The organism is Larsenimonas rhizosphaerae, assembly GCF_023700005.1.
Lineage (GTDB): Bacteria > Pseudomonadota > Gammaproteobacteria > Pseudomonadales > Halomonadaceae > Larsenimonas > Larsenimonas rhizosphaerae.
This window is the reverse complement of sequence record NZ_JAMLJK010000001.1, coordinates 704457-726135: the sequence shown is the minus strand read 5'-3', so window position 1 is coordinate 726135 and position 21679 is coordinate 704457. Positions and strand designations below refer to the sequence as shown.

Genomic DNA, 21679 nt, shown 5'->3' with positions numbered 1-21679 from the left:
GGGCCGTAAGGTATGATACTTCTGCGATCTTATTCTGCCACTCAAGGAATCAGAGGGTATGCGTCATACTACATGGAAGCATGCAGCGCTTGGCTGCCTTGTCGTAATGGGTCTTGCAGGCTGCACTACGTCGCCACTGGGACGCTCACAGCTATCCCTTTTTTCTGCAGACAAGCTGGATCAGATGGGCCAGCAGAGCTTTGAAACCTACCAAAAGAAACTGCCCGAGGTACAGGGCCGGACGCGCCAGTACGTGGAGTGCGTTGCCGATGCCATTACCGAGCAGGTCAACAGCAAGGACGCACCGAAAAAATGGAACCTGGCGGTATTCAAAAGTGACCAGGCCAATGCGTTCGCCCTGCCCGGAGGCTATATCGGTGTCTACAGCGGCCTGCTGAATGTGGCTGAAAATCAGGATCAGCTGGCAGCGGTTCTGGGCCATGAGGTATCTCACGTGCTGGCCCATCACGCCAATGAACGGGTTTCAACCCAGTCCATTACCCAGTCAGGGCTGAGCGTGGTTCAGGCGGTGGCCGGTCAGGGCGGCGAACAGCTGGCCACACTGCTGGGTGCTGGCGCCCAGTACGGTGTACTGCTGCCCTTTTCACGAAAGCAGGAGTCCGAGGCCGATCTGCTGGGACTGGACCTGATGGCCAAGGCCGGCTTCAATCCACAGGCCAGTATTGCCCTGTGGAATAACATGAAGGCCAGCGGCGGGCAGCAACCGCCGGAGTGGATGTCGACTCACCCCGGCAATGATCATCGTATTCAGGACCTTCAGGGCCGCATGGCCAGTGCTCAAGCGCTTTACCAACAGGCGAAGAAGGCCGGGCGCACACCGAACTGCAACCGCTTCAGGCCCTAGGCGCCTCGGCATCAAGTGACGCGGTCAGGGCCTGCCGAATGGCTTCCCTGACCGGGCCGGTGTCCGGATGCACACCGCGCCAGGTCATGAAGGATTCCGCAGCCTGCTCCACCAGCATGCCCAGCCCGTCCTCACATCTGGCCCCCTCTCTGGCTGCCCAGTCCATGAATACGGTTGGGGCAGCTCCGTACATCATGTCATAGGCCAGGGTGTCAGGGGTCAGGCGGACGCCGGGCAGGGCCGGCAGTGCTCCGGCAAGGCTGGCACTGGTACCGTTGATGATGACGTCAAAATTACCGGTTACCTCATCGAAATGTCCGCCAGTGACTGCCGAGGCGTCCGACCGCCCGAAGGCCTCACTCAACAAGCGCGCCTTGTCCGGCGTACGGTTGGCTATCACCACTTCCCGTGGCATTTCATCCAGCAGTGGGCCAAGCACACCACGCACGGCACCGCCCGCCCCCAGAATCAATACCCGCCCACCGTCAAGGCGTGCGCCGAGCCGAATCAAATCACGCACCAACCCGACGCCATCGGTGTTATCCCCCAGGACAGTACCATCGGGCATCAGCTTGAGCGTGTTGGCAGCACCGGCACGGGCGGCACGGTCCGACAACTGATCCGCCAGCCGCCACGCCGCTTCCTTGAACGGCACCGTGACATTGGCGCCCTGCCCGCCGGCCTCGACAAAGGCCTGCCAACCGGTCAGGAAGCCATCGGGGCCAGGGTCGCGGGCCTCATAATGCACCGCCTCACCGGTCTGTGCTGCAAAGGCGGCATGCAATGCCGGCGACCGGGAATGATGAATGGGATGGCCAAAAACGCAGTACAGATCACTCATGGCATAACTCTTGATGGTGGCAGCATAAAGCCGTCACATTAGCATGTCTCACGGCAGCAAGAAGGAGGGCCGGCATTGCCGACCCCTTTTTCATTGCCACAGGTGCTTCCTGCTACCGGACTCAGCCGTCTGCTTCACCAAGCCAGTCCCGGGCATGCAGATAGTCCCGATACAGGTGATGCTCTGCGGATGCTTCATCCGGCGCCCAGTGATAGCGCCATTCCGCCATGGGGGGCATGGACATCAGGATGGATTCGGTACGTCCGCCACTTTGCAGCCCGAACAGGGTGCCCCGGTCGTATACCAGATTGAATTCCACATAACGCCCTCGCCGATATGCCTGAAACGCTCGCTCGTTCTCACCGTAGGGTTCATTGCGGCGCGCCTCGACAATGGGCAGGAACGCATCAAGAAAGCAATGGCCCACGCTTTGCTGAAAGGCAAAACAGGTCTCGAAGCCCCATTCGTTAAGGTCATCGAAAAACAGGCCGCCCACCCCGCGCGTTTCATCCCGATGCTTGAGATAAAAATACTCGTCACACCAGGCCTTGAACCGGGGATAGACCTCTTCACCGAACGGATCGCAGGCAGCCTTGCAGGTACGGTGCCAATGCAACACATCTTCATGCACCGGATAATACGGCGTCAGGTCCACGCCTCCGCCAAACCACCATACCGGGTCTTCGCCTTCCTTTTCGGCAATGAAAAAGCGGATATTGCCGTGGCATGTCGGCACATGGGGATTGTGGGGGTGCAGTACCCAGGATACTCCGGTCGCGTGAAAGCTGCGTCCGGCAAGCTCGGGCCGCGCCGCAGTGGCTGATGCAGGCAGCTGATCGCCACTGACATGAGAAAAATTGACGCCGCCCTTCTCGAACAGGGCACCGTTTTCAATAACACGAGTGCGTCCACCGCCGCCGGCCTCGCGGGCCCAGGCATCTTCGCGAAACTCGGCGCCACCGTCGGCGTCAGACAGCTGCTTGCACATGCGATCCTGAAAGCCCAGCAAAAATTCCTTTACGTGATCGAGATAGGCGTGGGACATGAGGCGGTCCTTGATTCAGTGGCCGGATAACAGAGTCGGGGCGCTCGGCCCCTGTGTCGAGCCATTGTCCGTGATCCTGTAGGCAACGTCAGCCCGCTCACCTGTTTTTTAACGTGAAAGATTGCCGCACTCAGCGAAGGACCCGGCCTGTCAGCAGGTCCTGAATGCGGCTGGGCTCGTGTCGACCACCCAGCGCGCCATCAAGAATGGCCAGTGCCGGTGCATGCCCCAGCTGGGTCTGCACATCATCACGCGTCATGCAGGGGGGGCGTCCGGCCAGATTTGCCGAGGTGGATACCAGTGGCCCGCCAAAGGCATGACACAGGGCCTGTACCTGAGGATGATCCGTCACCCGCAGTGCCACCGTGGCATGATGGCCACGAACCAGGGGGTGGGCACGACCGTTGTCCGGTACCAGAAACGTGACCGGGCCCGGCCAGTAAGCCATCAGCGTATCGTGCAGCGCCGGATCCAGCCCATCAAGCCAGGGCGCACACTGTTCTACGCTGGCAGCAATCTGGATCACGCCCTTGGCAGGGTCACGCGCCTTGAGCGCCAGCAGGGCTTCAAGGGCAGCCGGGTTATCCGGATCACACCCCACGCCCCAGACGGCTTCCGTCGGGTACGCCAGCACACCACCCTGGAGTAACCACTGTACCGCCTCATCAAGATTGACCACATTGGCCATCAGTTTTCTCCTTCACTATCCCGGGATATGCCCGTCTGCGAGCGGCCTCATGATACGCCGCACTCAGAGGGTACGCACCCAGCCACCGGCGGCCTGCCCAGCACGACCTTCTATTTCAAGCATCAACAGCTCACTGGATACCTCGCCAATCGCGCGACCGGTCTGCTCGATCAGGGTATCGATGGGCACGGGCACCTCGCCCAGCAGCGCCAGCAGGCCTACCGCTTCCTCCGGCGCCGATACAGCGCGGGTTGACTCTACCGAGTCCACCAGCGTCAGCGGCAATTCATCGAATATTTCTTCCGGTGTGCAGGTCAGGCGGGCCCCCTGCTGAATCAACCACAGGCACCCGGCCGCCTGAGGGTTCGACAGGCTGCCTGGCAGGGCAAATACATCACGGTTCTGCTCAACAGCCATCCGGGCACTGACCAATGACCCGCTTTTAAGCGCCGCCTCGACCACCAGCACGCCCATGGCCAATCCGGTAATGATTCGATTACGGCGCGGAAAGAATTGCGGGCGCGCCATCACCCCCGGCGGATGTTCGCTGATCAGTAATCCGCGCTCGGCAAGCAGGCGGTCACGCAGGACCTGGTGCTGCCGGGGGTACAGCGTGTCGATACCGCATCCGAGCACCGCAATGGTTTCACCTCCGGCGTCCAGCGCCGCCTGATGCGCCAGTCCATCGATCCCCAGCGCCAGACCGCTGACAATACACAGCCCTCGTCCGGCCAGAGCATGACTGAAATGACGAGCATTACGGCTGCCTTCACTGGTCGGCTTGCGCGTCCCGACCACTGCCAGTGCCGGGGCTGACAGTAGCCCGACATCTCCCCACACCCACAGCAGGGGGGGCGGGTCGGCAATTTCGTCCAGCAGGGCTGGCCAGTCGGGATGACCGGGATGAATGACACCCCGGTGGGGGCCCTGATCGCACCAGGCCAGCAGTCTGGCGGCCTGAGCCCCTGCCCGACTTTGTTCACCATGTGCCAGATACTCACGCAATGCCGGTTGAGCCGCGACCGGCAGCGCTGCAAGCCAGCCCTGAGGCCAGGCTGGCTGTTGTTCCCGCAGTCGATATAGTCGCCGCGCTCCTACCTCAGGCAGCAACGTGAGCACCAGCCAGTCCAATGCAGTGGCCGGTTGCACAGGCAAGCTGTCCCGCTCCCACATATCCAGCATCATGGCAGGGAACCTCCTGTCGGTGAGGCGACCGGGGCCCCGTCGCTGATCGGGCGATTGCTTGACACCACCAGCCCCAGCGCAACAGCCGGGAATACCTGAAACACCACCAGTCGACCGGCCAGCTCTCCCGGCAGCACTACGGGTGTATCACTGCCTGGCAGCGTAACGGCCTCGGGGCGCGAATAAAGACTCAATACCTGGCCTGGCGCCAACCCTTCCTGACTGCCGCCATCGACCAGCACAATATCGCGACTACCGGCGAGCGTACTGGCCTGCGGCAATAAAGACAGCCGACTTCTGAAGCCCTCCGGAGCCGGCTGCAAGCGAAGTTCGGCGGCGGCATCAAGCGCCGGCAGGCGGGCTTCCTGTGCAACCAAGGTGGTACGGTCAACCGGCCGGGAAGCTTCAAGTATCCTCAACACGGCCAGCCCCTGATGCATGCGCTCGACCCGGGCGCGGCCGGTGCGCTCGATCAACTGTTCACCACGTCCAGCCAGCAGGCCGGGATAGCCGCCGGGCTGATACAGGGAAACCTCTTCGCCAACGGCCCAGTGGCCGCGAGCATAGACCCGGCTACCGGCACCGCTGATCAAATGCTCTCCTTCATCAGCCAGCACCGACGGCAACCGACGGCGCTGGGCCTCATCCATCAGACGAAAGGTACCCAGAAATGCATCGATCTGTCGGCGCGGCACCACCGTCACGACATCACGCTGAGGGATGCGGCGCATCGACGGTGACAGGGTAATTACTCGCTGACCGCGCACCAGAGTCAGGGTCGGCACACCATCCTTTTGTTCCAGCCGAAGCTGGTCACCGGGATAAAGCCTGGGAGGATCACTGAACTCGGGATTACGGGCCCACAGGGCACGCCACGCACCGGGGTCGTCAAGGTAACGTGCCGCCAGCGAATACTGGCTGGCCCCGTCCGGTACGATCAAATGGGTCGGAGCATCCGGCTTCAGGGTCACGGCATGCACCGGTGCAATCATCACACCGGCCAGCGCAAGGCCGACGCCCCAGATCCGGACGCGCTTCAAACGATGTAAACAGTTCAGGGTCATGAGAGTGCCATCACAAGGCGCGCACGCCGGTTCCGTTCGACGCACGCCCACATTACAATAGGCACAACGCCAACGCTCAAGGTCTGCCGAATCACCCCGGCAACTCCTGCCTATTTACGGCGGGGAACTTCCCGACCTTGAAGCCACTACTTTCTTGAACGGTACCTGCCCATGGCTCTGTTAGACATTCTGGAATACCCCGACCCGCGCCTTCGCACCAGGGCCGCGCCGGTGGAACAGTTTGATGATGAACTTCAAAAGCTGATCGATGACATGTTCGAAACCATGTACGACGCTCCAGGCATCGGCCTGGCCGCCACCCAGGTCGACCAGCACCGTCGCCTGGTCATCATGGATGTCAGCGAAGACAAGACCGACCCGCGCGTATTGATCAACCCGCGTTTTACCCCGATCGGCGATGACATGGAGCCGCTACAGGAAGGCTGCCTGTCCATCCCGGACTCCTATGTCGAAGTGCCGCGCTACCTGAAGGTCAACCTGGAAGCGCTGGACCGCCACGGCAACCCTTACGAACTGCAGGCCGAAGGGCTGCTGGCCCACTGCATTCAACACGAGCTGGACCATCTGGAAGGCGTATTGTTCGTGGATTATCTCTCGCCGCTCAAGCGCGAGCGCATCAAGAAGAAGATGATCAAACGCCAGAAGCAGTCAAGCTGATGCCTGATACCCTGCGAATTGCCTTTGCCGGCACACCGGACTTTGCTGCAGAGAGCCTGAAGGCCCTGCTTGCCAGCCGCCACGATGTGGTCGGCGTATGGACCCAGCCGGATCGCCCTGCCGGACGGGGACGAAAACTGATGCCTGGCCCGGTCAAGGCACTTGCCCTTGAACACGGCCTCCCGGTACACCAGCCCCTGTCACTCAAACATCCCGAGGACAGGGCAGCCCTGAGCGAACTGGCGCCGGATATACTGGTTGTCGTGGCCTATGGGCTGATTCTGCCGCAGGCCGTGCTGGACCTGCCTCGCCTGGGCGCCATCAACGTTCACGCCTCCCTGCTGCCGCGCTGGCGCGGGGCTGCGCCGATTCAGCGCGCCATCGAAGCCGGCGATACCCACAGTGGCGTCACCATCATGCAGATGGATGCCGGGCTTGATACCGGAGCCATGCTGATCAAGACCACCACGGCACTTGATGAGCACACCACCGGTGGCGCATTGCATGACAGGCTGGCTGCCGACGGTGCAGGCGCCCTGCTCGAGACCCTGGAGCAACTGGTTGCCGGCACGGCACGGCCGACCCCTCAGCCCGAAGATGGCGTCACCTATGCCCACAAGCTGTCCAAGGCTGACGCACGGCTGGATTTCAGTCAGCCTGCGGCCCACCTTGCCCGCACCATCAACGCCTTCAATCCGTGGCCGGTAGCCTGGACCACGCTGGGTGATGACACCCTTCGGCTCTGGCAGGCCCGCGCCGAGGCCCATGATTCCGGCCTCACGCCAGGCACCCTGCTGGAAGGTGATCGGCAGGGCCTGCGCATTGCCTGTGGCGAAGGAACCCTTGTGGTCACCCGCGCCCAGCTGCCCGGCGGTAAACCGCTGCCGGTACAGGACCTACTCAACAGCAAGGGCGAGCGCTTCACGCCCGGCACTCGACTTCAAGGATGTACTTCATGAGCCAGGCACGTGTTCAGGCTGCCCGTACGCTTGCCCAGGTCCTCAGGGGCCAGGCCTCCCTGGCCGCCATGACCACGGTGGATCTGCCACCGCGTGATCACGGGTTCTACAAGGCGCTGTGCTTCGGCGTATGCCGAGAACTGCCACGGCTCGAGCATCTGGCCGGCCAGCTCCTGAAGCAACCGTTCAAGGTCAAGGATCAGGACATTCAGGCGCTATTGTTGCTGGGCCTTTATCAGCTTTACTACATGCGAGTGCCTCCCCATGCGGCAGTAGGCGAGACCGCCGGGGCCGCACGTACCCTCAAAAAGCCCTGGGCAACCCGCGTGCTCAATGGATGCCTGCGCCGGGCGGACCGGGAACGAGACACGCTGCTCGCCGCTGCCGATCAGGACATGGAAGCCTCGCTGCGCCATCCGGCCTGGCTTGTCGACACCCTGAAGCAGGCCTGGCCTGCTCACTGGGAAACCATCGTGGCAGCCAATAACGAAGCGCCTCCGATGACACTTCGGATCAACGCTCGCAGCGATCAGACCCGCGACGCCTACCTTGCCAGACTGTCCGAGCAGAGCATTGATGCCACGGCAACGCCTTTTTCCAGAGACGGCATCACCCTTGCCGTGCCCTGCGATGTGGACAGCCTGCCCGGCTTCGAGGACGGTGATGTCAGCGTTCAGGATGAGGCAGCCCAGCTGGCCGAATCCCTGCTGGCCCCCCACCTGAGCGAGAGCTGTCATTTTCTGGATGCCTGCTGCGCCCCGGGCGGCAAGACTGCCCACCTGCTCGAGCGACACGCCGGCCTTAACATGATCGCTCTGGACAATGATGGTGCTCGTCTGACCCGGGTCAGCGATACCCTGACCCGGCTTGGGCTCGAGGCCGAGTTGTGTGAAGGCGATGCCACCACTACCGACTGGTGGGATGGCACTGCCTTTGACGCCATCCTGTGTGACGCACCCTGCTCGGGCACCGGCGTCATTCGCCGCCACCCCGACATCAAGCACCTGCGTCAACCGGAAGATCTTACCGGACTGGCGACCCTCCAGGGCGAGATGCTCGATAGCCTCTGGAGCACCCTCGCGCCGGGTGGCGTCCTGCTGTATGCCACCTGTTCGGTGATTCCGGCCGAGAATGCAACTCAGATCGACCGGTTCCTCGCACGCACCGCCTCGGCCTCGGCCCTGCCACTACCTCTTGAATGCGGCGAACCCGCTGGTGCAGGCCGCCAGCTGTTTCCACAGACCGGTGGTCACGACGGCTTTTTCTATGCGCTGCTGCACAAGGCAGCCAACTAGGCCATTGCCATACAGGAGGCCCTCATGAGCCATGAACGTGCGTTGATTCTTGTTGATGTTCAACCGGACTTCATGGCGGGAGGGCCATTGGCCTGCCATGACGGCGAGGCAGTCGTGGCAGGCATCAATGCCGCCATGAACAGCGGCCGGTATGGCCATATCGTGGCAACCCAGGACTGGCATCCGGCAGGTCATCTGTCGTTTGCCGAGCGCCACCCTGGAAAGGCGCCCTTCGACACGATGATGCTTCACGGCGAATGCCATACCCTCTGGCCGGCTCATTGCGTTCAAGGCACCCCGGGGGCCGCCATACATCCCGGCATTGATCAACGCGCCATCGATGTGATCATCCGCAAGGGAACACACCCCGAGATCGACTCCTACAGCGCCTTTCGCAACAACACGGGCCCCGATGGTCAACGCCGGAGCACCGGCCTGGCGGGATGGCTTGAAGCTCGCGGCGTTCGCGAGGTCTACCTCTGCGGGCTGGCTCGGGATGTATGCGTACTATGGAGCGCCGAAGACAGTCGCTACTTGGGTTTTCAAACACATGTGCTATGGTCATTGACACGCCCCGTGACGCCGGAAAGCGATCAGGCAATCAAAACACGGTTGCAGGCCGGCGGCATCACGGTGACGGACAGGGATTAATACTGACGCAAGGAGCGCCACATGAGTGACCACGTTTACAAATCCGTAGAATTGACCGGTTCATCCACGACCAGCATCGAAGACGCGGTCGAGCGTGCGCTTGAAAAGGCACGCCAGAGCATTGATAACATGCAGTGGTTTCAAGTGACCTCCACTCGCGGCCATATCGAAGATGGCAAGGTCGGTCACTGGCAGGTCAGCATCAAGGTCGGGTTCACTCTCGAATGATCTGAAAGGGGCGCCACACGGCGCCCTTTTTAACGCCTGATTTTTCTCATCTGCTTTCGCATTGCTCGCCTCGCAACACCCCGTTACCATGAGCGCCTTGTCACGGGATACAACGCTCCATGAAAATCATTATTCTCGGTGCCGGTCAGGTCGGCGGTACGCTGGCTGAACATCTGGCCCATGAAGACAACGACATTACGGTTGTCGATACCGATAATGACCGCCTGCGGGATCTGCATAACCGGCTGGATATCCGTACCATTCTCGGCCCCTGCTCCTACCCGATGATCCTGCGTCAGGCTGGCGGCGAAGACGCCGACATGCTGATTGCCGTTACCAGCTCCGATGAAGTCAATATGGTTGCCTGCCAGGTGGCCTACAGCCTGTTCCGCACACCCACCAAGATCGCGCGTGTGCGCTCCACAGCCTACCTGACCCGCAAGGGCCTGTTTTCAAACGACGCCATCCCGATTGACGTACTGATCAGCCCGGAACAGGTGGTCACCAACCATATTCGTCGCCTGATCGAGTATCCCGGTGCACTGCAGGTGCTGGATTTCGCCAACGGGCTGGCGCAGCTTGTTGCCGTCAAGGCCTTTTATGGCGGTCCGCTGGTGGGACAGGAGCTGCGCTTTCTGCGGCGCCACATGCCGAATGTGGATACGCGGGTCGCCGCCATTTACCGGCGCAATCGACCAATCATCCCCCGGGGCGACACCGTTATAGAAGCCGATGATGAAGTCTTCTTCATTGCGGCACGCAAGGACATCCGTGCTGTCATGGGCGAGCTTCGAAAGCTTGAACGCCAGTTTCGTCGGGTAATCATCGCCGGGGGGGGGCATATCGGCGAGCGGTTGGCCGAAACGCTTGAGCATACCTATCAGGTCAAGATCATCGAACAGAGCCTCTCCCGATGTACAGCCCTGTCTGAGGAGCTTGATCGCACCGTGGTCCTGCATGGCAGCGCCACCAGCAAGCAGCTGATGGTCGAGGAAAATATCGAGGACTGCGATATCTTCTGCGCACTGACCAACGATGATGAAGTCAACATCATGTCATCAATGCTGGCCAAGCGACTCGGCGCCAAGAAGGTGATGACACTGATCAACAATGCCGCCTATGTCGATCTGGTTCAGGGCGGTGAAATCGATATCGCCATCTCCCCGGAACAGACCACCATCGGCAGCCTGCTGACCCACGTTCGGCGCGGCGACATCGTCAATGTGCACTCCCTCCGGCGCGGCGCAGCAGAAGCCATCGAAGCCATTGCGCACGGCGATCATCGCTCATCGCGGGTAGTGGGCCGAGCTGTCGAGGACATCGAGCTGCCTGATGGCGTCACCATGGGAGCGATCGTACGAGGCAAGGAAGTGCTGGTTGCACACCACGACCTGGTGGTTGAAACCGATGATCACGTCATTCTCTTTGTGGTCGACAAGCGTCGCATGAAGGAGGTCGAGCGCCTGTTCCAGGTCGGGCTGTCCTTTTTCTGACCCGACGCCCGCCACGACGAACCCGGTCTTCACCCATGAAAAAAGGGCCCTTTCGGGGCCCTTTTTCCAGCGTTTTCTGCCGACTAGATCAATACATCCAGCACCTGGATATCTACACTCACCAGCTTGCCCTTGAGGGTACTCATCAGTGTCTTGTAATGGGGAGTCTGCTCGTGCGCCTTGAGCGCGGAGCGGTCCTTCCAGCGCTCAAGCATCACGAACAGGGAGGAATTATCCTCATCCCGGCTCAGCACGTACATCTCGCAGCCGGCGTCATCACGTGATGGCGACACCACATCGCGGAGCGCCTTTTCAACCGTTTTCTCGTGGGCTTCTTCGGCCTCAATGGTGGCAATCACCGTTATACTCATGTCCACCTCCCTGAAAACACGTTTTTGAAACATTATGTCAAAAGGGGATCGTCCCACACTTCATACCCCAGGCGCCATGCCAGCCACCACATAATCACCGCGATCATCGCATCAATTACCCGCCAGGCAGCCGGCCGTGCCAGCACCGGCGCCAGATAACGAGCGCCCTGACCCAGTGCAAGAAACCAGACCAGCGAGGCCAGCATGGCCCCGCCCGAAAACCACGGTTGAAGCGGCAAGGGCAATCCTGCCGTCATGCCCCCCAGCAATACCCAGGTATCAAGATAGACATGCGGGTTGAGTAGCGTGACGCCGGCCAGCTGCATGACCAGTGCCATTCGGGAGGATATTCCGGACCTCGAGGCTTCCAGAGCCGCAGGAAAAAATACCCGTCGCCAGGCCAGCAGACCATATAGAAACAGCACCATGGCAGCGACGAGATTCATGCCCAGCAGCCATGATGCATGACGCGACAGCCAGGGGCCCAGACTTAGGGCTCCGCTGGCAATCAGCAGGATATCCGCACCGGCACAGCATCCGATCGCCAACCCTACGTGACGCCGCAACAGTCCCTGCTTCAGCACCAGCGCGTTTTGCGGACCAATGGCCACGATCAGACCGAGTCCGGTCAGGAACCCGTGCAGTAACGTCGTCAGCATCCGTTCTCCCTGTTGTCGGCGTTAGTGCAGCACTCCTGCAATGCCGTCAAACGGCGCATGGCCGGCGTAGGTCGCTCGATCAATTCGTAACGTCGGCTCGCGGCGTAACTGTCGTTGAAAACATCGAAATAGTCATCCAGACGCACCGAAGCCACCGTATCACCGCTTTTTTTCAGTAATTCGATGGCCACCTCCACCGTACACAGATGAGCGCTCGAAGCGGCCTTTCTAAGCCGATAGCGTGTCAGCCGCGCCGTATTGAGTGGTAATACAGGAAGGCCGCTGAGGTAGGTACTTCGACGAAACATGCGCCGCGCCTGACGCCAGGTACCATCCAGCAGAATGAACAGGGGTGTTTTACCGCCGTCGAAGGCAGCATCAATGGCGGTATCATCAATCACGCGGTCGGCATAATCCGGCTGATCATCGGGAAAGATGATCATGGGTGCCATGGCCGGGTCTTCCAGCAGGGCCATCAGGTCCGGGTCATGCTCGGTACGCGACCAGGTGAAAACCTGAGTGTCCGGCAGGCAGTCCTGAATCAGGCGTCCGGTATTGGTGGGTTTGAGATGCTCAAGCCGATGCATCAGCACCACAAAGCGCGCTCGACTGTGGGTCAGTACCCGAAACGGGCAAAGGCAGTTGAGCGACGGCAGTCGACAGCCCTCACACCGAACCACAAAGCTGCCTCTGGCCTTGAACACGCCCGCACCGGGCATATCCGGTTCAAGGGACGCAGAACCATCGACAGGCGAACCATCACTCATCGCTCGCCCCCCGGCACGGCACGGCGTTTCCAGTAGCCCGCCAGCAACGAGCCTGAAATATTGTGCCACACCGAAAACAGTGCTCCGGGCAGGGCTGCTCCCGCCGAAAAGAACTGGCTGGCCAGCGCTACGGCCAGCCCCGAATTCTGCATTCCGACCTCGATGGCAATCGTACGACACGTTCGCTCATCCTGCTTCATCAAACGCGCCGCACCATACCCGCCCAGCAGACCGGTAAGGTTGTGCAGGACCACCGCCAGCGCCACCAGCGGGCCCAGCGAAAGAAGTCGGCCGGCATTCAGCGCCACGACAATGGCGATGATGGCCACAATGGCAATCATGGCAATCGTGGCGAGCGCTGGCTCCGCACGTCTGATATGTCGCGCGGCGATATGATGCACCACCAGACCGGCCACGATCGGCAGGATGACCAGCTTGCCGATCGACAACAGCATCGATACCACTGGCACGGCAATGCTTTCCCCCATATAAGCCCAGACCAGCAGCGGCGTCATGCCGATCGACAGCAGCGTCGACACCATGGTCATGCTGACCGACAGGGCCACATTGCCTCCGGCAAGCCAGGTCATGACATTGGAAGCCGTTCCACCGGAAGTAGCACCTACCAGCACCATGCCGATGGTCAGTGCCGGTGACAGCCCCAGCACATGAGAAATGCCCCAGGCTGCCAGCGGCATCAGGGTGAACTGCAGACACAGTCCGATGCCGATCGGTAGCGGTGATTTAAGCACCCTGGCAAAGTCATCCTTTGAAAGCGTCAGCCCCATCACGAACATGATCAGCGCCAGCAGTGGCTGAATCGCCGGTTTGGCGGACACGAACAGGGCAGGAAAAAAGGCAGCGATAACGGCGAGCAGAATGGCCCACACGGGGAACAGGCGGTTCAGGGCTTCAAACATGAGGTTTTCCGGCAACAGAAGCAAACAGGGAAAGGCGTCACTGATCCGACGCCACAGGACACACTACTGACCGCGGGCGGGCTGCTCGAAAACACGGTGCGCGATGAAATGCTCGACCAGCTCCGGCACGATCTCCGAGGCCTTGCCGGCCATCGGTATCGCATCCGTTCCCCGGGCAAGCGCGACGGCATCAGGGTCAATCACCATGCGTGTTACATGGGCAGGAGCCTCATCCAGAAGCGCCGCCGCCGGCATGACCGACAGCGATGTACCAATGACCAGCACCCAATCCGCATCGGCCATGATATGGCAGGCCGTATCATAAAGCAGAACCTGCTCACCGAACCAGACAACGTGCGGCCGCAGCTGGTAATTGTGATCGCACATATGGCCGATTTCGATGGTCTCCTCCCCCCGCAACCGGTACAGCAGGCGAGGGTCCACTGAAGAACGGGCCTTGCCGATGTCACCATGCAGGTGCAACACATCCCGTGAACCGGCACGCTCATGAAGGTCATCAATGTTCTGAGTCACGATACTGACGCGGCAGTTATGCCGCTCAAGGCGGGCCAGCGCCTCATGCGCCGCATTGGGTTGCGCCCTGCGGACCTCGCGGCGACGTTCGTTGTAAAAGGCCAGCACCCCTTCAGGATCGCGTTCCCAGGCTTCGGGGGTAGCCACGTCTTCAAGGCGATGTGACGCCCAGAGCCCGTTATTGTCACGAAACGTACTGATGCCACTTTCGGCACTGATACCGGCACCGGTAAGCACAACAACATGGGGCATGATTGGCGGACCCTCTGGCATGGCGTAGACTCGCGCGATCTTCTCATCGGCGTAATGTAAGGTGCATAAAGAGTGCCATTAAACCCGGACAAGGTAAAATGCCGGTCAATACCTGCTGCCCGCCACTGTGCCCCTGGACCCTGTTGCCCATGATATCCCTGCCGGTCCTTTACCAGGACGATCACCTGGTCGTCATACACAAGCCTTCCGGCGCGTTTGTCCATCGCAGCGCGCTTGATCCCCACGTCACCGAGGTAGTGCTTCAGACCCTGCGAGACCAGCTGGGATACTGGGTCTATCCCGTTCATCGTCTTGATCGCCCCACCTCTGGCGTCATGGTATTTGCGCTGTCTTCCGGAATCGCACGCCATCTGGCAACGCAATTCGAGCAGCGCACCGTCGACAAGCGCTACCTGGCCGTGGTCCGCGGCTTCGGCCCGGTGTATTCCCGCATCGAGCGCCCTCTGAAGGAGGAGGATGGCAGGCGACCCAAGGCAGACCTGCCGGCACTGGAGGCAGTCACCACAGTGCGTCGGCTGGCTGAAGTGGAATGGCCGGTCAAAATCGAGCGATTCAACACCACACGCTACAGCCTGATGCAAGCCTGCCCGCACACGGGGCGACGCCACCAGATTCGCCGCCATCTAAGCCATGCAGGCTACCCCATCATTGGCGATGCCAAGCACGGCAAGGGGGTTCATAACCGCTATTTCAAAGACCACCTCGGAGCCGGACGACTGCTGCTGGCCGCCACGCACCTGGCCTTTGACCACCCTGTCAGGCCGGTTCGGCTGAGCATTCAGGCTCCCGTGGCAGAGGACATGGCCGCGCTGATGACCCGCTTTGGCTGGTCATCCCACACCGGTCGCCATGATGTGCGAGAATGCTCGCCTTCTTTCGAACCGCTATCATTTCAGGATTGATGTCGCTTTTTCATGGATACCGATTACGATTTTCGCTTTGGCGGCATTCGCCGCCTCTACGGTCAGCGTGCCGTTGAGCAGTTCAGGCAGGCCCATGTGGTTATCATCGGCATTGGCGGGGTGGGCAGCTGGAGCGTCGAAGCACTGGCCCGCTCCGGCATCGGACGGTTGACGCTGATCGACCTTGACGATGTCTGCACCTCCAACATCAACCGACAGCTGCATGCCCTGGATGGCACGGTGGGCAAGCCCAAGGTAGAAGTAATGGCAGAACGTGCCCGGGCCATTTTTCCGGGTATCGAGGTCATCACCCAGCATGCCTTTGTCACTGCGGCCAACCTGGATGACAAACTGCCCGAAGAGGCGGACGTTATCATCGATGCCATCGATAACGTCGATGCCAAAAGCGCGCTGATCAATTTCTGCCAGAGGCGCCGCCAGCCGCTGGTGGTTACCGGAGGCGCAGGCGGCCTGATTGACCCCACCCGCATCAAGGTAGCGGATCTGACGCGCACCGAGCACGACCCCCTGCTGGCCAAGGTGCGCTATCAACTACGACGTCAGTACGGTTTCAGCCGTAATCCCAAACGCCGTTTCGGCGTGCGCTGCGTTTACTCCGACGAACAGCGGCGCTACCCCGATGGCGCTGGAGAGATCTGCGCCAGCAAGGCCGGTCTTGGAGACAGCACTCGCCTCGACTGCGCCTCGGGATTTGGCGCCGCCACCTTCGTTACCGGCAGCTTCGGCTTTACCGCCGCTGCCCAAGCACTGGAAATGCTGGTTCATGCCGCCCACAGGGAGATAACCCCATGAGTTCACCGATACGGCCGGTTCCCGGCATTTACCAGCATTACAAGGGCCCTCAATACGAAGTTATCGGTCTGTCCCGGCATAGCGAAACCGAGGAGGAACTGGTGGTCTACCGAGCACTTTATGGAGACTACGGATTGTGGGTGCGCCCGCTGTGCATGTTCACCGAGACGGTGGAGGTGCAGGGTGAGCCCCTGCCCCGCTTCCAACTCGTCAAGGCCTTCACTGATGGCTGAAGCCGTGTCAGCCCCGTCGACCGGACACAAAAAAGCCGCCCTTCAAAGGCGGCTTTTCGACCGGCAGTAGCAGCTTAGCTGCCGCCTTCTTCACGGTCGTTGGCAGGATTCATCTGCTTGGCATGATAGTTTTCGATGCCAACCTTCTTGATCAGTTCAAGTTCGGTCTCGATGATATCGATATGCTCTTCTTCATCAGCCAGAATCTGCTTGAGCAGGTCATGGCTGACCCAGTCTTCAACAGATGCACAATACTTGATTGCCGCAAGCAGGTCCTTGTGACCGGTATATTCGGCAGCCAGATCGCACTTGAGCATTTCCACGGTATCTTCACCGATGCTCAGCTTGCCCAGATCCTGAAGGTTGGGCAGGCCGTCCAGAAAGAGAATGCGTTCGATCAGCAGATCGGCATGCTTCATTTCTTCGATGGATTCTTCATATTCCCATTTTGCCAGACCTTGCAGACCCCAGTTGCGATACATGCGGGCATGCAGAAAATACTGGTTAATGGCGACAAGCTCGTTGCCAAGGATGGTGTTCAGATGATCAATAACCTTGGGATCGCTTTTCATGAATCTATCTCCTCACTGTTCTGCTTTAGTTATATAACGGCTGGCCACAGGGCCGTCCATCCGTTCAATGAGGGTAGTATCAAAGATCCAGAACCAAAATTCGAGCGTTTTTTAAACTTTTTTAACCGTGGTTTAAAACTGAAAATACGAACAATTCGTAGTGCTTCATATTGACGCAGTCAACACTGCTCGCAATACACCGTCATCAGCCGGATCGTCAGGCTACACCGCATACCCCAGCCCAAGATCCGCATATTTCTGTGCAAGTGCATCATCGACAATACCCTTGGCTGTACAGGCACACTTGCCGCACTGCGTCGCGCATTCAGTCTTGAGCCGTACGGCCCGCCAGCTATCGGCCCCGTCTTCGACAGCCTGTTTCAGCTGACGGTCACTCACATTCTTGCACAGGCATACGAACATGGTCTTCCTCCAAAACCGGAAAGCCAAATGTAAATAATTCGCATAACTGATTGCAAATAGAAAAAGGACTGATTCAGTCCTATTTTCCATTGATAAAAACTATTCGGCGGATCAAATGGCTCAACTGCCTGTGTTGCTGACGGGTCGTCTGCATGCCGATACTGTCGAAAATGCCCGGTCACTGGCCGGTCCATGTCTGTGGCCCGGCCCTTTCAGATAACCACCTTCCTGTGAAACAGGGCCTGTAGAGGCGAACAAGGGGAGCCGGGCTCCCCTTGAAATTCCACATGTGAAAGAACTAGTAAAGACCGGCAGGGCTACGGTCATAGGAGATCAACTGACACTTGACCTGCTGATAGTGCTCAAGCATCTGCTTATGGGTTTCACGTCCGATGCCGGATTTCTTGTAGCCGCCAAAGGCAGCATGCGCCGGGTACTGATGGTAGCAGTTGGTCCAGACACGACCGGCCTTGATCGCGCGCCCCATGCGGTAGGCTCGATTGAGATCGGTTGTCCAGACCCCGGCACCAAGCCCGAACTCGGTGTCGTTGGCGATCGCCAGCGCCTCGGCCTCATCCTTGAACGTGGTCACCGACAGGACCGGTCCGAAAATCTCTTCCTGGAAGACACGCATGTCGTTTTTGCCCTTCATCATGGTGGGCTGTACGTAAAAGCCGCCGGCCAGATCACCTTCCAGAGTGGTCTTGTCGCCGCCAATCAGGAATTCGGCCTTGTCTTCCTGGCCGACCTTCATGTAGGACATGATGCGGTCAAACTGCTCCTTCGAGACCTGAGCCCCCAGCTCCGTGTCCGTATCCAGCGGGTCCCCCTGTTTGAGGGTTCTGGCGCGTTCCAGCGCACGCTCCATCAGGGCGTCGTAGATGTCTTCCTGAATCAGGGCCCTGGAAGGACAGGTACATACTTCCCCCTGATTGAGAAACGTCATCATCAGTCCTTCCACGCACTTGTTGATGAACTCTTCACCATGGTCCATTACGTCGGAGAAATAGACATTGGGTGACTTGCCCCCCAGCTCAAGGGTAACCGGCACGATCCGCTCGGCAGCCTTGCTCATGATGATACTGCCGACCGGCGTCGAACCGGTGAACGCCAGCTTGGCAATACCCGGGTGCGAAGCCAGTGCGTCACCAGCCTCTTCACCCAGGCCATGTACCACATTCAGCACGCCGGCAGGCAGCAGGTCCTGAATCAGCTCAAGCATGACGCAGATCGAGGCCGGCGTTTGCTCCGCAGGCTTCAGCACCACACAGTTACCCGCAGCCAGCGCAGGCGCAATTTTCCACGCCCCCATCAGCAGCGGAAAATTCCAGGGAATGATCTGCCCCACCACACCAAAGGGTTCATGGTAGTGATAGGCCACCGTATGCTCGTCAATTTCGCTGATGCCGCCTTCCTGTGCACGAATACAGCCTGCAAAGTACCGGTAGTGGTCGATCATCAGCGGAATATCAGCCGCCAGACATTCACGAATCGGCTTGCCATTATCCCAGGTTTCCGCCACGGCCAGCATTTCAAGGTTCTGCTCGAGCCGGTCTGCTATACGCAACAGGATATTGCCACGCTCAGCCGGCGCCGTTTTGCCCCAGGCCTCGGCAGCACGTTCGCCGGCCTTCACGGCGCGATCAATATCGTCACTGTTCGAGCGTGGCACTTCACAGAAGACCTTGCCCGTCACCGGCGACACGTTATCAAGATACTGGCCGGATGCCGGTGCTACCCACTCCCCACCGATAAAGTTCTCGTAGCGCTTTTTAAAGCTGATCATGGCGTCAGCGTTGCCTGGGTGTGCGTATTTCATGCTGTTCTCCAAAGGTCAGGGTAAACGGGTCGGTCTACCCGAAATATAACGTCCCCTTTTACTTTAGAAACAAGCAGCCACCTTGTGCAAAACGCGTTTGGTCGTATGGTGTATTGGCATAAAAAAGAGCACGATTCGCCGCGCGAATTCGTGCTCCTTCATCACCTGCACCCGGTACTACCCTGTTCGTCTCAGCATCAGCAGCCCAATGATGAAGCACAGCGCCGTAGGCAGCAGCACCGCCCAGATGGGTGAAAAGCCGAAGATGGTAGACGCCGGCGCCAGCAGGTCCTGCAGGTACTTGAAGACCAGCCCGGTAATGATGCCGTAAAAGACCCGCGTCCCCGCCGCCACGGTACGAAGTGGCCCGAAAATGAAGGACGCTGCCACCAGCACCAGTCCGGCGAGCATGGCCGGCTGCAGCAGCTTCTGCCAGAAATAAAGCCATGTCGTGCTGGCCTGCAGTCCCTGGTCGTTCAAATAACGGCCGTAGCGCCACAGGTCCACCATCGACTGACTTTCCTTCTTGTTGATGATCAGCTTCAACAGAGCAGGCTTCAGCTCGGTATCCCAGTCGGCCTGTGCTTCATGGTTGACCACCGTGCCCTTGTCGGAAAAGCGGGTACGACTTACATCCTGAAGCTGCCAGCTGCCTGAGTGGTAGGTTGCTCGGTCGGCATGGGTGGCCTCGACCAGCCGGTTACCGTCGAACCGATAGCGATTGACGTTGATGAGGGTGCTGTCACCCTGGATGGAACCGAAATTGTAATAACTGTTCCCCTCACGCTGCCAGCCACCGTCTTCGGTGACCACATGACCACGCCCCTGTTGCAACTGATCACGCCATGATGCTGCAAACTGCTCGGTATGTGGTGCCACCAGCTCACCGGTGGCCATGGTCACGAGTATCACCAGGCCCAGCGGTTTCATGACACCCCAGATAATACGCACCAACGACCAGCCGGCGGCTCGCATGATGGTCAGCTCATTGCTTGACGCCATGGCACCAAGCCCCAGCAATGCACCCAGCAGCACACCGACCGGTGCGTACTCGTAAAATCGGTATGGCAGACGAATCAACAGGTAAATCAATACCTGAAAGGCACCGTAATCGCCTTCCACATCACTCAGGTCATTGATGTAGGTGATAATGAAATCCAGTCCCAGAATCAGCAACTGCACCACCAGCATGGCGGACAGCACATTCCGGGCAATATAGCGATCAAGCTGCTTGAACACGACGACGCCCTCCTGGCCGGCCACGCATGAACAGCCATAATCCGATCAGAAAATAAACCAGGTGAATGGGCCACATGCCGATCCAGGCCGGCAACTGACCAGCCCCTATCGCATTCTGGGCAGCCAGTAACAGGCTCAGATAGCTCATGTGCAGGATGATGGCCGGCACCAGCTTGGCAAATCGGCCATGACGCGGATTGACTTTCGACAGTGGCAGGGCAATCAGGATCAGGACCGGAATCATCACGACCAGGCTGACACGCCACTGCAGCGCTGCCATGCTCTTGTCCGTTCGGTCAGCCATCAGCGCCGACGTGGACTGAAGCTCCACATCGTCGAGTTCTGCACGCAGGCTTGACCGTTCCTGCCGCACACCGTAGGTATCGAACGTGAGACGATCACCTGCCGGCTGACCGGGTGTCACCGCGTAACGCTCGCCCGTTGAAAGCACCAGAAAGCGTGAATCCGTCGTGTCATCGTTCACCTGAAAACCATGGTCGGCGTGAGTGACTATCTGCTCGGGTGCCATGCCGGGACGCTTTCTGGTTTCTGCAATGAAGACATTATTGAGCATCGAGCCGTGATCGGTAATCGAGGAAGTATATACGGTGCGATCTCCGATCTCCTGAAACCGGCCCGGTGACAAGGCGCTGAAATCTGCCTGTTGCTGCTGGTTCTTGAGCAGCTGCTCATTCTGGGACAACCCGGCCGGCGTCAGCCACAGGGAACACAGGGCCACAATGACAGCGACCAGCGCACCAGGCAGCAGCGTCACCGACAACAGCTTCTTGTTGCTGACGCCGCAGGCCGTCAGCACCGTCATCTCGCTGTTGAGATACAGCTGTCCATACGCCAGCAAAACGCCCAGAAACAGCGCCAGCGGCAGTACCAGCTCGATAAAGCTCGGCAGGTGGTATGCCATCAATGTACCCAGCAGCCGGGCGGGAATATCACCATTGGCTGCGTCGGTAAAATAGCGAATAAACCGGCTACCCATGATCACCAGCAACAATACGCCGGCGACGGCAGCCATCGTTGCCAGGATCTCGCGGATCAAATAACGAAAAACGATCAAGCGCTGACTCCCTTCATGACTCTCGAGCACCACCGGTACCCGGGTTGTACGACGTCGCAGACGGCGTTACGTTCACCCATGCAAAGC

25 protein-coding genes are annotated in these 21679 nt (G+C 59.5%); 10 read left to right on the top strand and 15 right to left on the bottom strand.

Annotated features, from left to right (window positions below; translation table 11 throughout):
- Positions 1-58: 58 nt before the first annotated feature.
- Positions 59-865 carry a M48 family metallopeptidase gene (locus NAT21_RS03260; protein WP_250935662.1) on the top strand — a complete coding sequence of 269 codons (807 nt, stop codon included), beginning with the start codon at positions 59-61 and terminating at the stop codon, positions 863-865.
- On the opposite strand, the gene aroE is transcribed toward NAT21_RS03260, so the two are convergent.
- The 5 genes from aroE to NAT21_RS03235 form a co-directional block, all read right to left on the bottom strand.
- Positions 855-1706 (bottom strand): shikimate dehydrogenase, encoded by an 852-nt coding sequence (gene aroE, locus NAT21_RS03255; RefSeq protein WP_250935660.1) that lies wholly within the window; start codon positions 1704-1706, stop codon positions 855-857. The two genes, NAT21_RS03260 and aroE, sit on opposite strands and share 11 nt — an antisense overlap.
- Positions 1707-1827: 121 nt before the next feature.
- Positions 1828-2751, bottom strand: coding sequence for an oxygen-dependent coproporphyrinogen oxidase (gene hemF, locus NAT21_RS03250; protein WP_250935658.1), 924 nt, complete (start codon positions 2749-2751; stop codon positions 1828-1830).
- 130 nt (positions 2752-2881) lie between these two features.
- A complete protein-coding gene (gene tsaC, locus NAT21_RS03245) occupies positions 2882-3439 on the bottom strand; it encodes an L-threonylcarbamoyladenylate synthase type 1 TsaC (RefSeq protein WP_250935656.1) in 558 nt (185 codons plus the stop codon).
- 63 nt (positions 3440-3502) lie between these two features.
- A complete protein-coding gene (gene dprA, locus NAT21_RS03240) occupies positions 3503-4624 on the bottom strand; it encodes a DNA-processing protein DprA (RefSeq protein WP_250935654.1) in 1122 nt (373 codons plus the stop codon).
- Positions 4621-5688, bottom strand: coding sequence for a hypothetical protein (locus tag NAT21_RS03235; protein WP_250935652.1), 1068 nt, complete (start codon positions 5686-5688; stop codon positions 4621-4623). Before NAT21_RS03235 ends, dprA begins: the two co-directional genes overlap by 4 nt.
- Before the next feature lie 171 nt (positions 5689-5859).
- Here NAT21_RS03235 and def point away from each other — a divergent pair, with 171 nt between their 5' ends.
- The 6 genes from def to trkA all read left to right on the top strand — a co-directional run bounded on the left by def (position 5860) and on the right by trkA (position 10992).
- On the top strand, positions 5860-6366 hold the full coding sequence (def, locus tag NAT21_RS03230; protein WP_250935650.1) for a peptide deformylase: 507 nt from the start codon (positions 5860-5862) through the stop codon (positions 6364-6366).
- Positions 6366-7325, top strand: a complete 960-nt coding sequence (gene fmt, locus NAT21_RS03225; RefSeq protein ID WP_250935648.1) for a methionyl-tRNA formyltransferase — start codon at positions 6366-6368, stop codon at positions 7323-7325. Before def ends, fmt begins: the two co-directional genes overlap by 1 nt.
- Positions 7322-8620: a 16S rRNA (cytosine(967)-C(5))-methyltransferase RsmB gene (gene rsmB, locus NAT21_RS03220; protein WP_250935645.1), complete on the top strand. Its 1299-nt coding sequence runs from the start codon at positions 7322-7324 to the stop codon at positions 8618-8620. Before fmt ends, rsmB begins: the two co-directional genes overlap by 4 nt.
- Before the next feature lie 24 nt (positions 8621-8644).
- Complete coding sequence (pncA, locus tag NAT21_RS03215; RefSeq protein ID WP_250935643.1) at positions 8645-9271, top strand: bifunctional nicotinamidase/pyrazinamidase; 627 nt, start codon at positions 8645-8647, stop codon at positions 9269-9271.
- 21 nt (positions 9272-9292) lie between these two features.
- The gene (locus tag NAT21_RS03210) at positions 9293-9499 is read left to right on the top strand and encodes a dodecin (protein WP_250935641.1); all 207 of its coding nucleotides are present in this window, start codon (positions 9293-9295) and stop codon (positions 9497-9499) included.
- 119 nt (positions 9500-9618) lie between these two features.
- Positions 9619-10992 carry a Trk system potassium transporter TrkA gene (trkA, locus tag NAT21_RS03205; protein ID WP_250935639.1) on the top strand — a complete coding sequence of 458 codons (1374 nt, stop codon included), beginning with the start codon at positions 9619-9621 and terminating at the stop codon, positions 10990-10992.
- Positions 10993-11075: 83 nt separating this feature from the next.
- On the opposite strand, the gene NAT21_RS03200 is transcribed toward trkA, so the two are convergent.
- From NAT21_RS03200 to NAT21_RS03180, 5 genes are all read right to left on the bottom strand, one after another.
- Positions 11076-11363, bottom strand: a complete 288-nt coding sequence (locus NAT21_RS03200; protein WP_250935637.1) for a putative quinol monooxygenase — start codon at positions 11361-11363, stop codon at positions 11076-11078.
- Positions 11364-11395: 32 nt separating this feature from the next.
- Positions 11396-12022, bottom strand: a complete 627-nt coding sequence (locus NAT21_RS03195; RefSeq protein WP_250935635.1) for a LysE/ArgO family amino acid transporter — start codon at positions 12020-12022, stop codon at positions 11396-11398.
- Positions 12016-12789, bottom strand: a complete 774-nt coding sequence (locus NAT21_RS03190; RefSeq protein WP_434084385.1) for a tRNA-uridine aminocarboxypropyltransferase — start codon at positions 12787-12789, stop codon at positions 12016-12018. The genes NAT21_RS03195 and NAT21_RS03190 overlap by 7 nt, the downstream gene beginning before the upstream one ends.
- Entirely contained in the window at positions 12786-13709 is a 924-nt protein-coding gene (locus NAT21_RS03185; RefSeq protein WP_250935633.1) for a bile acid:sodium symporter family protein, read from the bottom strand. Before NAT21_RS03185 ends, NAT21_RS03190 begins: the two co-directional genes overlap by 4 nt.
- 63 nt (positions 13710-13772) lie before the next feature.
- On the bottom strand, positions 13773-14495 hold the full coding sequence (locus NAT21_RS03180; RefSeq protein WP_250935631.1) for an SIR2 family NAD-dependent protein deacylase: 723 nt from the start codon (positions 14493-14495) through the stop codon (positions 13773-13775).
- 149 nt (positions 14496-14644) lie between these two features.
- On the opposite strand from NAT21_RS03180, the gene NAT21_RS03175 reads away from it, so the two are divergent.
- From NAT21_RS03175 to NAT21_RS03165, 3 genes are read left to right on the top strand one after another with little or no spacing between them, the layout of a single operon-like run.
- Positions 14645-15418 carry a pseudouridine synthase gene (locus tag NAT21_RS03175; RefSeq protein ID WP_250937964.1) on the top strand — a complete coding sequence of 258 codons (774 nt, stop codon included), beginning with the start codon at positions 14645-14647 and terminating at the stop codon, positions 15416-15418.
- A 12-nt stretch (positions 15419-15430) separates the two neighbouring features.
- A complete protein-coding gene (tcdA, locus tag NAT21_RS03170) occupies positions 15431-16231 on the top strand; it encodes a tRNA cyclic N6-threonylcarbamoyladenosine(37) synthase TcdA (RefSeq protein WP_250935629.1) in 801 nt (266 codons plus the stop codon).
- The gene (locus NAT21_RS03165) at positions 16228-16464 is read left to right on the top strand and encodes a DUF1653 domain-containing protein (protein WP_250935627.1); all 237 of its coding nucleotides are present in this window, start codon (positions 16228-16230) and stop codon (positions 16462-16464) included. Before tcdA ends, NAT21_RS03165 begins: the two co-directional genes overlap by 4 nt.
- A 74-nt stretch (positions 16465-16538) precedes the next feature.
- Here NAT21_RS03165 and bfr read toward each other — a convergent pair whose 3' ends face one another.
- The 5 genes from bfr to lptF all read right to left on the bottom strand — a co-directional run bounded on the left by bfr (position 16539) and on the right by lptF (position 21592).
- Complete coding sequence (gene bfr, locus NAT21_RS03160; protein ID WP_250935624.1) at positions 16539-17036, bottom strand: bacterioferritin; 498 nt, start codon at positions 17034-17036, stop codon at positions 16539-16541.
- Positions 17037-17258: 222 nt separating this feature from the next.
- Positions 17259-17459 (bottom strand): (2Fe-2S)-binding protein, encoded by a 201-nt coding sequence (locus NAT21_RS03155; RefSeq protein WP_250935622.1) that lies wholly within the window; start codon positions 17457-17459, stop codon positions 17259-17261.
- 298 nt (positions 17460-17757) lie between these two features.
- Positions 17758-19278 (bottom strand): acetaldehyde dehydrogenase ExaC, encoded by a 1521-nt coding sequence (gene exaC, locus NAT21_RS03150; protein WP_250935620.1) that lies wholly within the window; start codon positions 19276-19278, stop codon positions 17758-17760.
- A gap of 177 nt (positions 19279-19455) precedes the next feature.
- The gene (lptG, locus tag NAT21_RS03145) at positions 19456-20517 is read right to left on the bottom strand and encodes an LPS export ABC transporter permease LptG (protein WP_250935617.1); all 1062 of its coding nucleotides are present in this window, start codon (positions 20515-20517) and stop codon (positions 19456-19458) included.
- Positions 20501-21592, bottom strand: coding sequence for an LPS export ABC transporter permease LptF (gene lptF, locus NAT21_RS03140; protein ID WP_250935615.1), 1092 nt, complete (start codon positions 21590-21592; stop codon positions 20501-20503). Before lptF ends, lptG begins: the two co-directional genes overlap by 17 nt.
- Between the last annotated feature and the right edge of the window lie 87 nt (positions 21593-21679).

Bases quoted from the DNA above. Each gene is read 5' to 3' on its own strand.
- NAT21_RS03260 (WP_250935662.1), top strand. From the start codon at position 59: ATGCGTCATACTACATGGAAGCATGCAGCGCTTGGCTGCCTTGTCGTA.
- aroE (WP_250935660.1), bottom strand. From the start codon at position 1,706: ATGAGTGATCTGTACTGCGTTTTTGGCCATCCCATTCATCATTCCCGG.
- hemF (WP_250935658.1), bottom strand. From the start codon at position 2,751: ATGTCCCACGCCTATCTCGATCACGTAAAGGAATTTTTGCTGGGCTTT.
- tsaC (WP_250935656.1), bottom strand. From the start codon at position 3,439: ATGGCCAATGTGGTCAATCTTGATGAGGCGGTACAGTGGTTACTCCAG.
- dprA (WP_250935654.1), bottom strand. From the start codon at position 4,624: ATGATGCTGGATATGTGGGAGCGGGACAGCTTGCCTGTGCAACCGGCC.
- NAT21_RS03235 (WP_250935652.1), bottom strand. From the start codon at position 5,688: ATGACCCTGAACTGTTTACATCGTTTGAAGCGCGTCCGGATCTGGGGC.
- def (WP_250935650.1), top strand. From the start codon at position 5,860: ATGGCTCTGTTAGACATTCTGGAATACCCCGACCCGCGCCTTCGCACC.
- fmt (WP_250935648.1), top strand. From the start codon at position 6,366: ATGCCTGATACCCTGCGAATTGCCTTTGCCGGCACACCGGACTTTGCT.
- rsmB (WP_250935645.1), top strand. From the start codon at position 7,322: ATGAGCCAGGCACGTGTTCAGGCTGCCCGTACGCTTGCCCAGGTCCTC.
- pncA (WP_250935643.1), top strand. From the start codon at position 8,645: ATGAGCCATGAACGTGCGTTGATTCTTGTTGATGTTCAACCGGACTTC.
- NAT21_RS03210 (WP_250935641.1), top strand. From the start codon at position 9,293: ATGAGTGACCACGTTTACAAATCCGTAGAATTGACCGGTTCATCCACG.
- trkA (WP_250935639.1), top strand. From the start codon at position 9,619: ATGAAAATCATTATTCTCGGTGCCGGTCAGGTCGGCGGTACGCTGGCT.
- NAT21_RS03200 (WP_250935637.1), bottom strand. From the start codon at position 11,363: ATGAGTATAACGGTGATTGCCACCATTGAGGCCGAAGAAGCCCACGAG.
- NAT21_RS03195 (WP_250935635.1), bottom strand. From the start codon at position 12,022: ATGCTGACGACGTTACTGCACGGGTTCCTGACCGGACTCGGTCTGATC.
- NAT21_RS03190 (WP_434084385.1), bottom strand. From the start codon at position 12,789: ATGAGTGATGGTTCGCCTGTCGATGGTTCTGCGTCCCTTGAACCGGAT.
- NAT21_RS03185 (WP_250935633.1), bottom strand. From the start codon at position 13,709: ATGTTTGAAGCCCTGAACCGCCTGTTCCCCGTGTGGGCCATTCTGCTC.
- NAT21_RS03180 (WP_250935631.1), bottom strand. From the start codon at position 14,495: ATGCCCCATGTTGTTGTGCTTACCGGTGCCGGTATCAGTGCCGAAAGT.
- NAT21_RS03175 (WP_250937964.1), top strand. From the start codon at position 14,645: ATGATATCCCTGCCGGTCCTTTACCAGGACGATCACCTGGTCGTCATA.
- tcdA (WP_250935629.1), top strand. From the start codon at position 15,431: ATGGATACCGATTACGATTTTCGCTTTGGCGGCATTCGCCGCCTCTAC.
- NAT21_RS03165 (WP_250935627.1), top strand. From the start codon at position 16,228: ATGAGTTCACCGATACGGCCGGTTCCCGGCATTTACCAGCATTACAAG.
- bfr (WP_250935624.1), bottom strand. From the start codon at position 17,036: ATGAAAAGCGATCCCAAGGTTATTGATCATCTGAACACCATCCTTGGC.
- NAT21_RS03155 (WP_250935622.1), bottom strand. From the start codon at position 17,459: ATGTTCGTATGCCTGTGCAAGAATGTGAGTGACCGTCAGCTGAAACAG.
- exaC (WP_250935620.1), bottom strand. From the start codon at position 19,278: ATGAAATACGCACACCCAGGCAACGCTGACGCCATGATCAGCTTTAAA.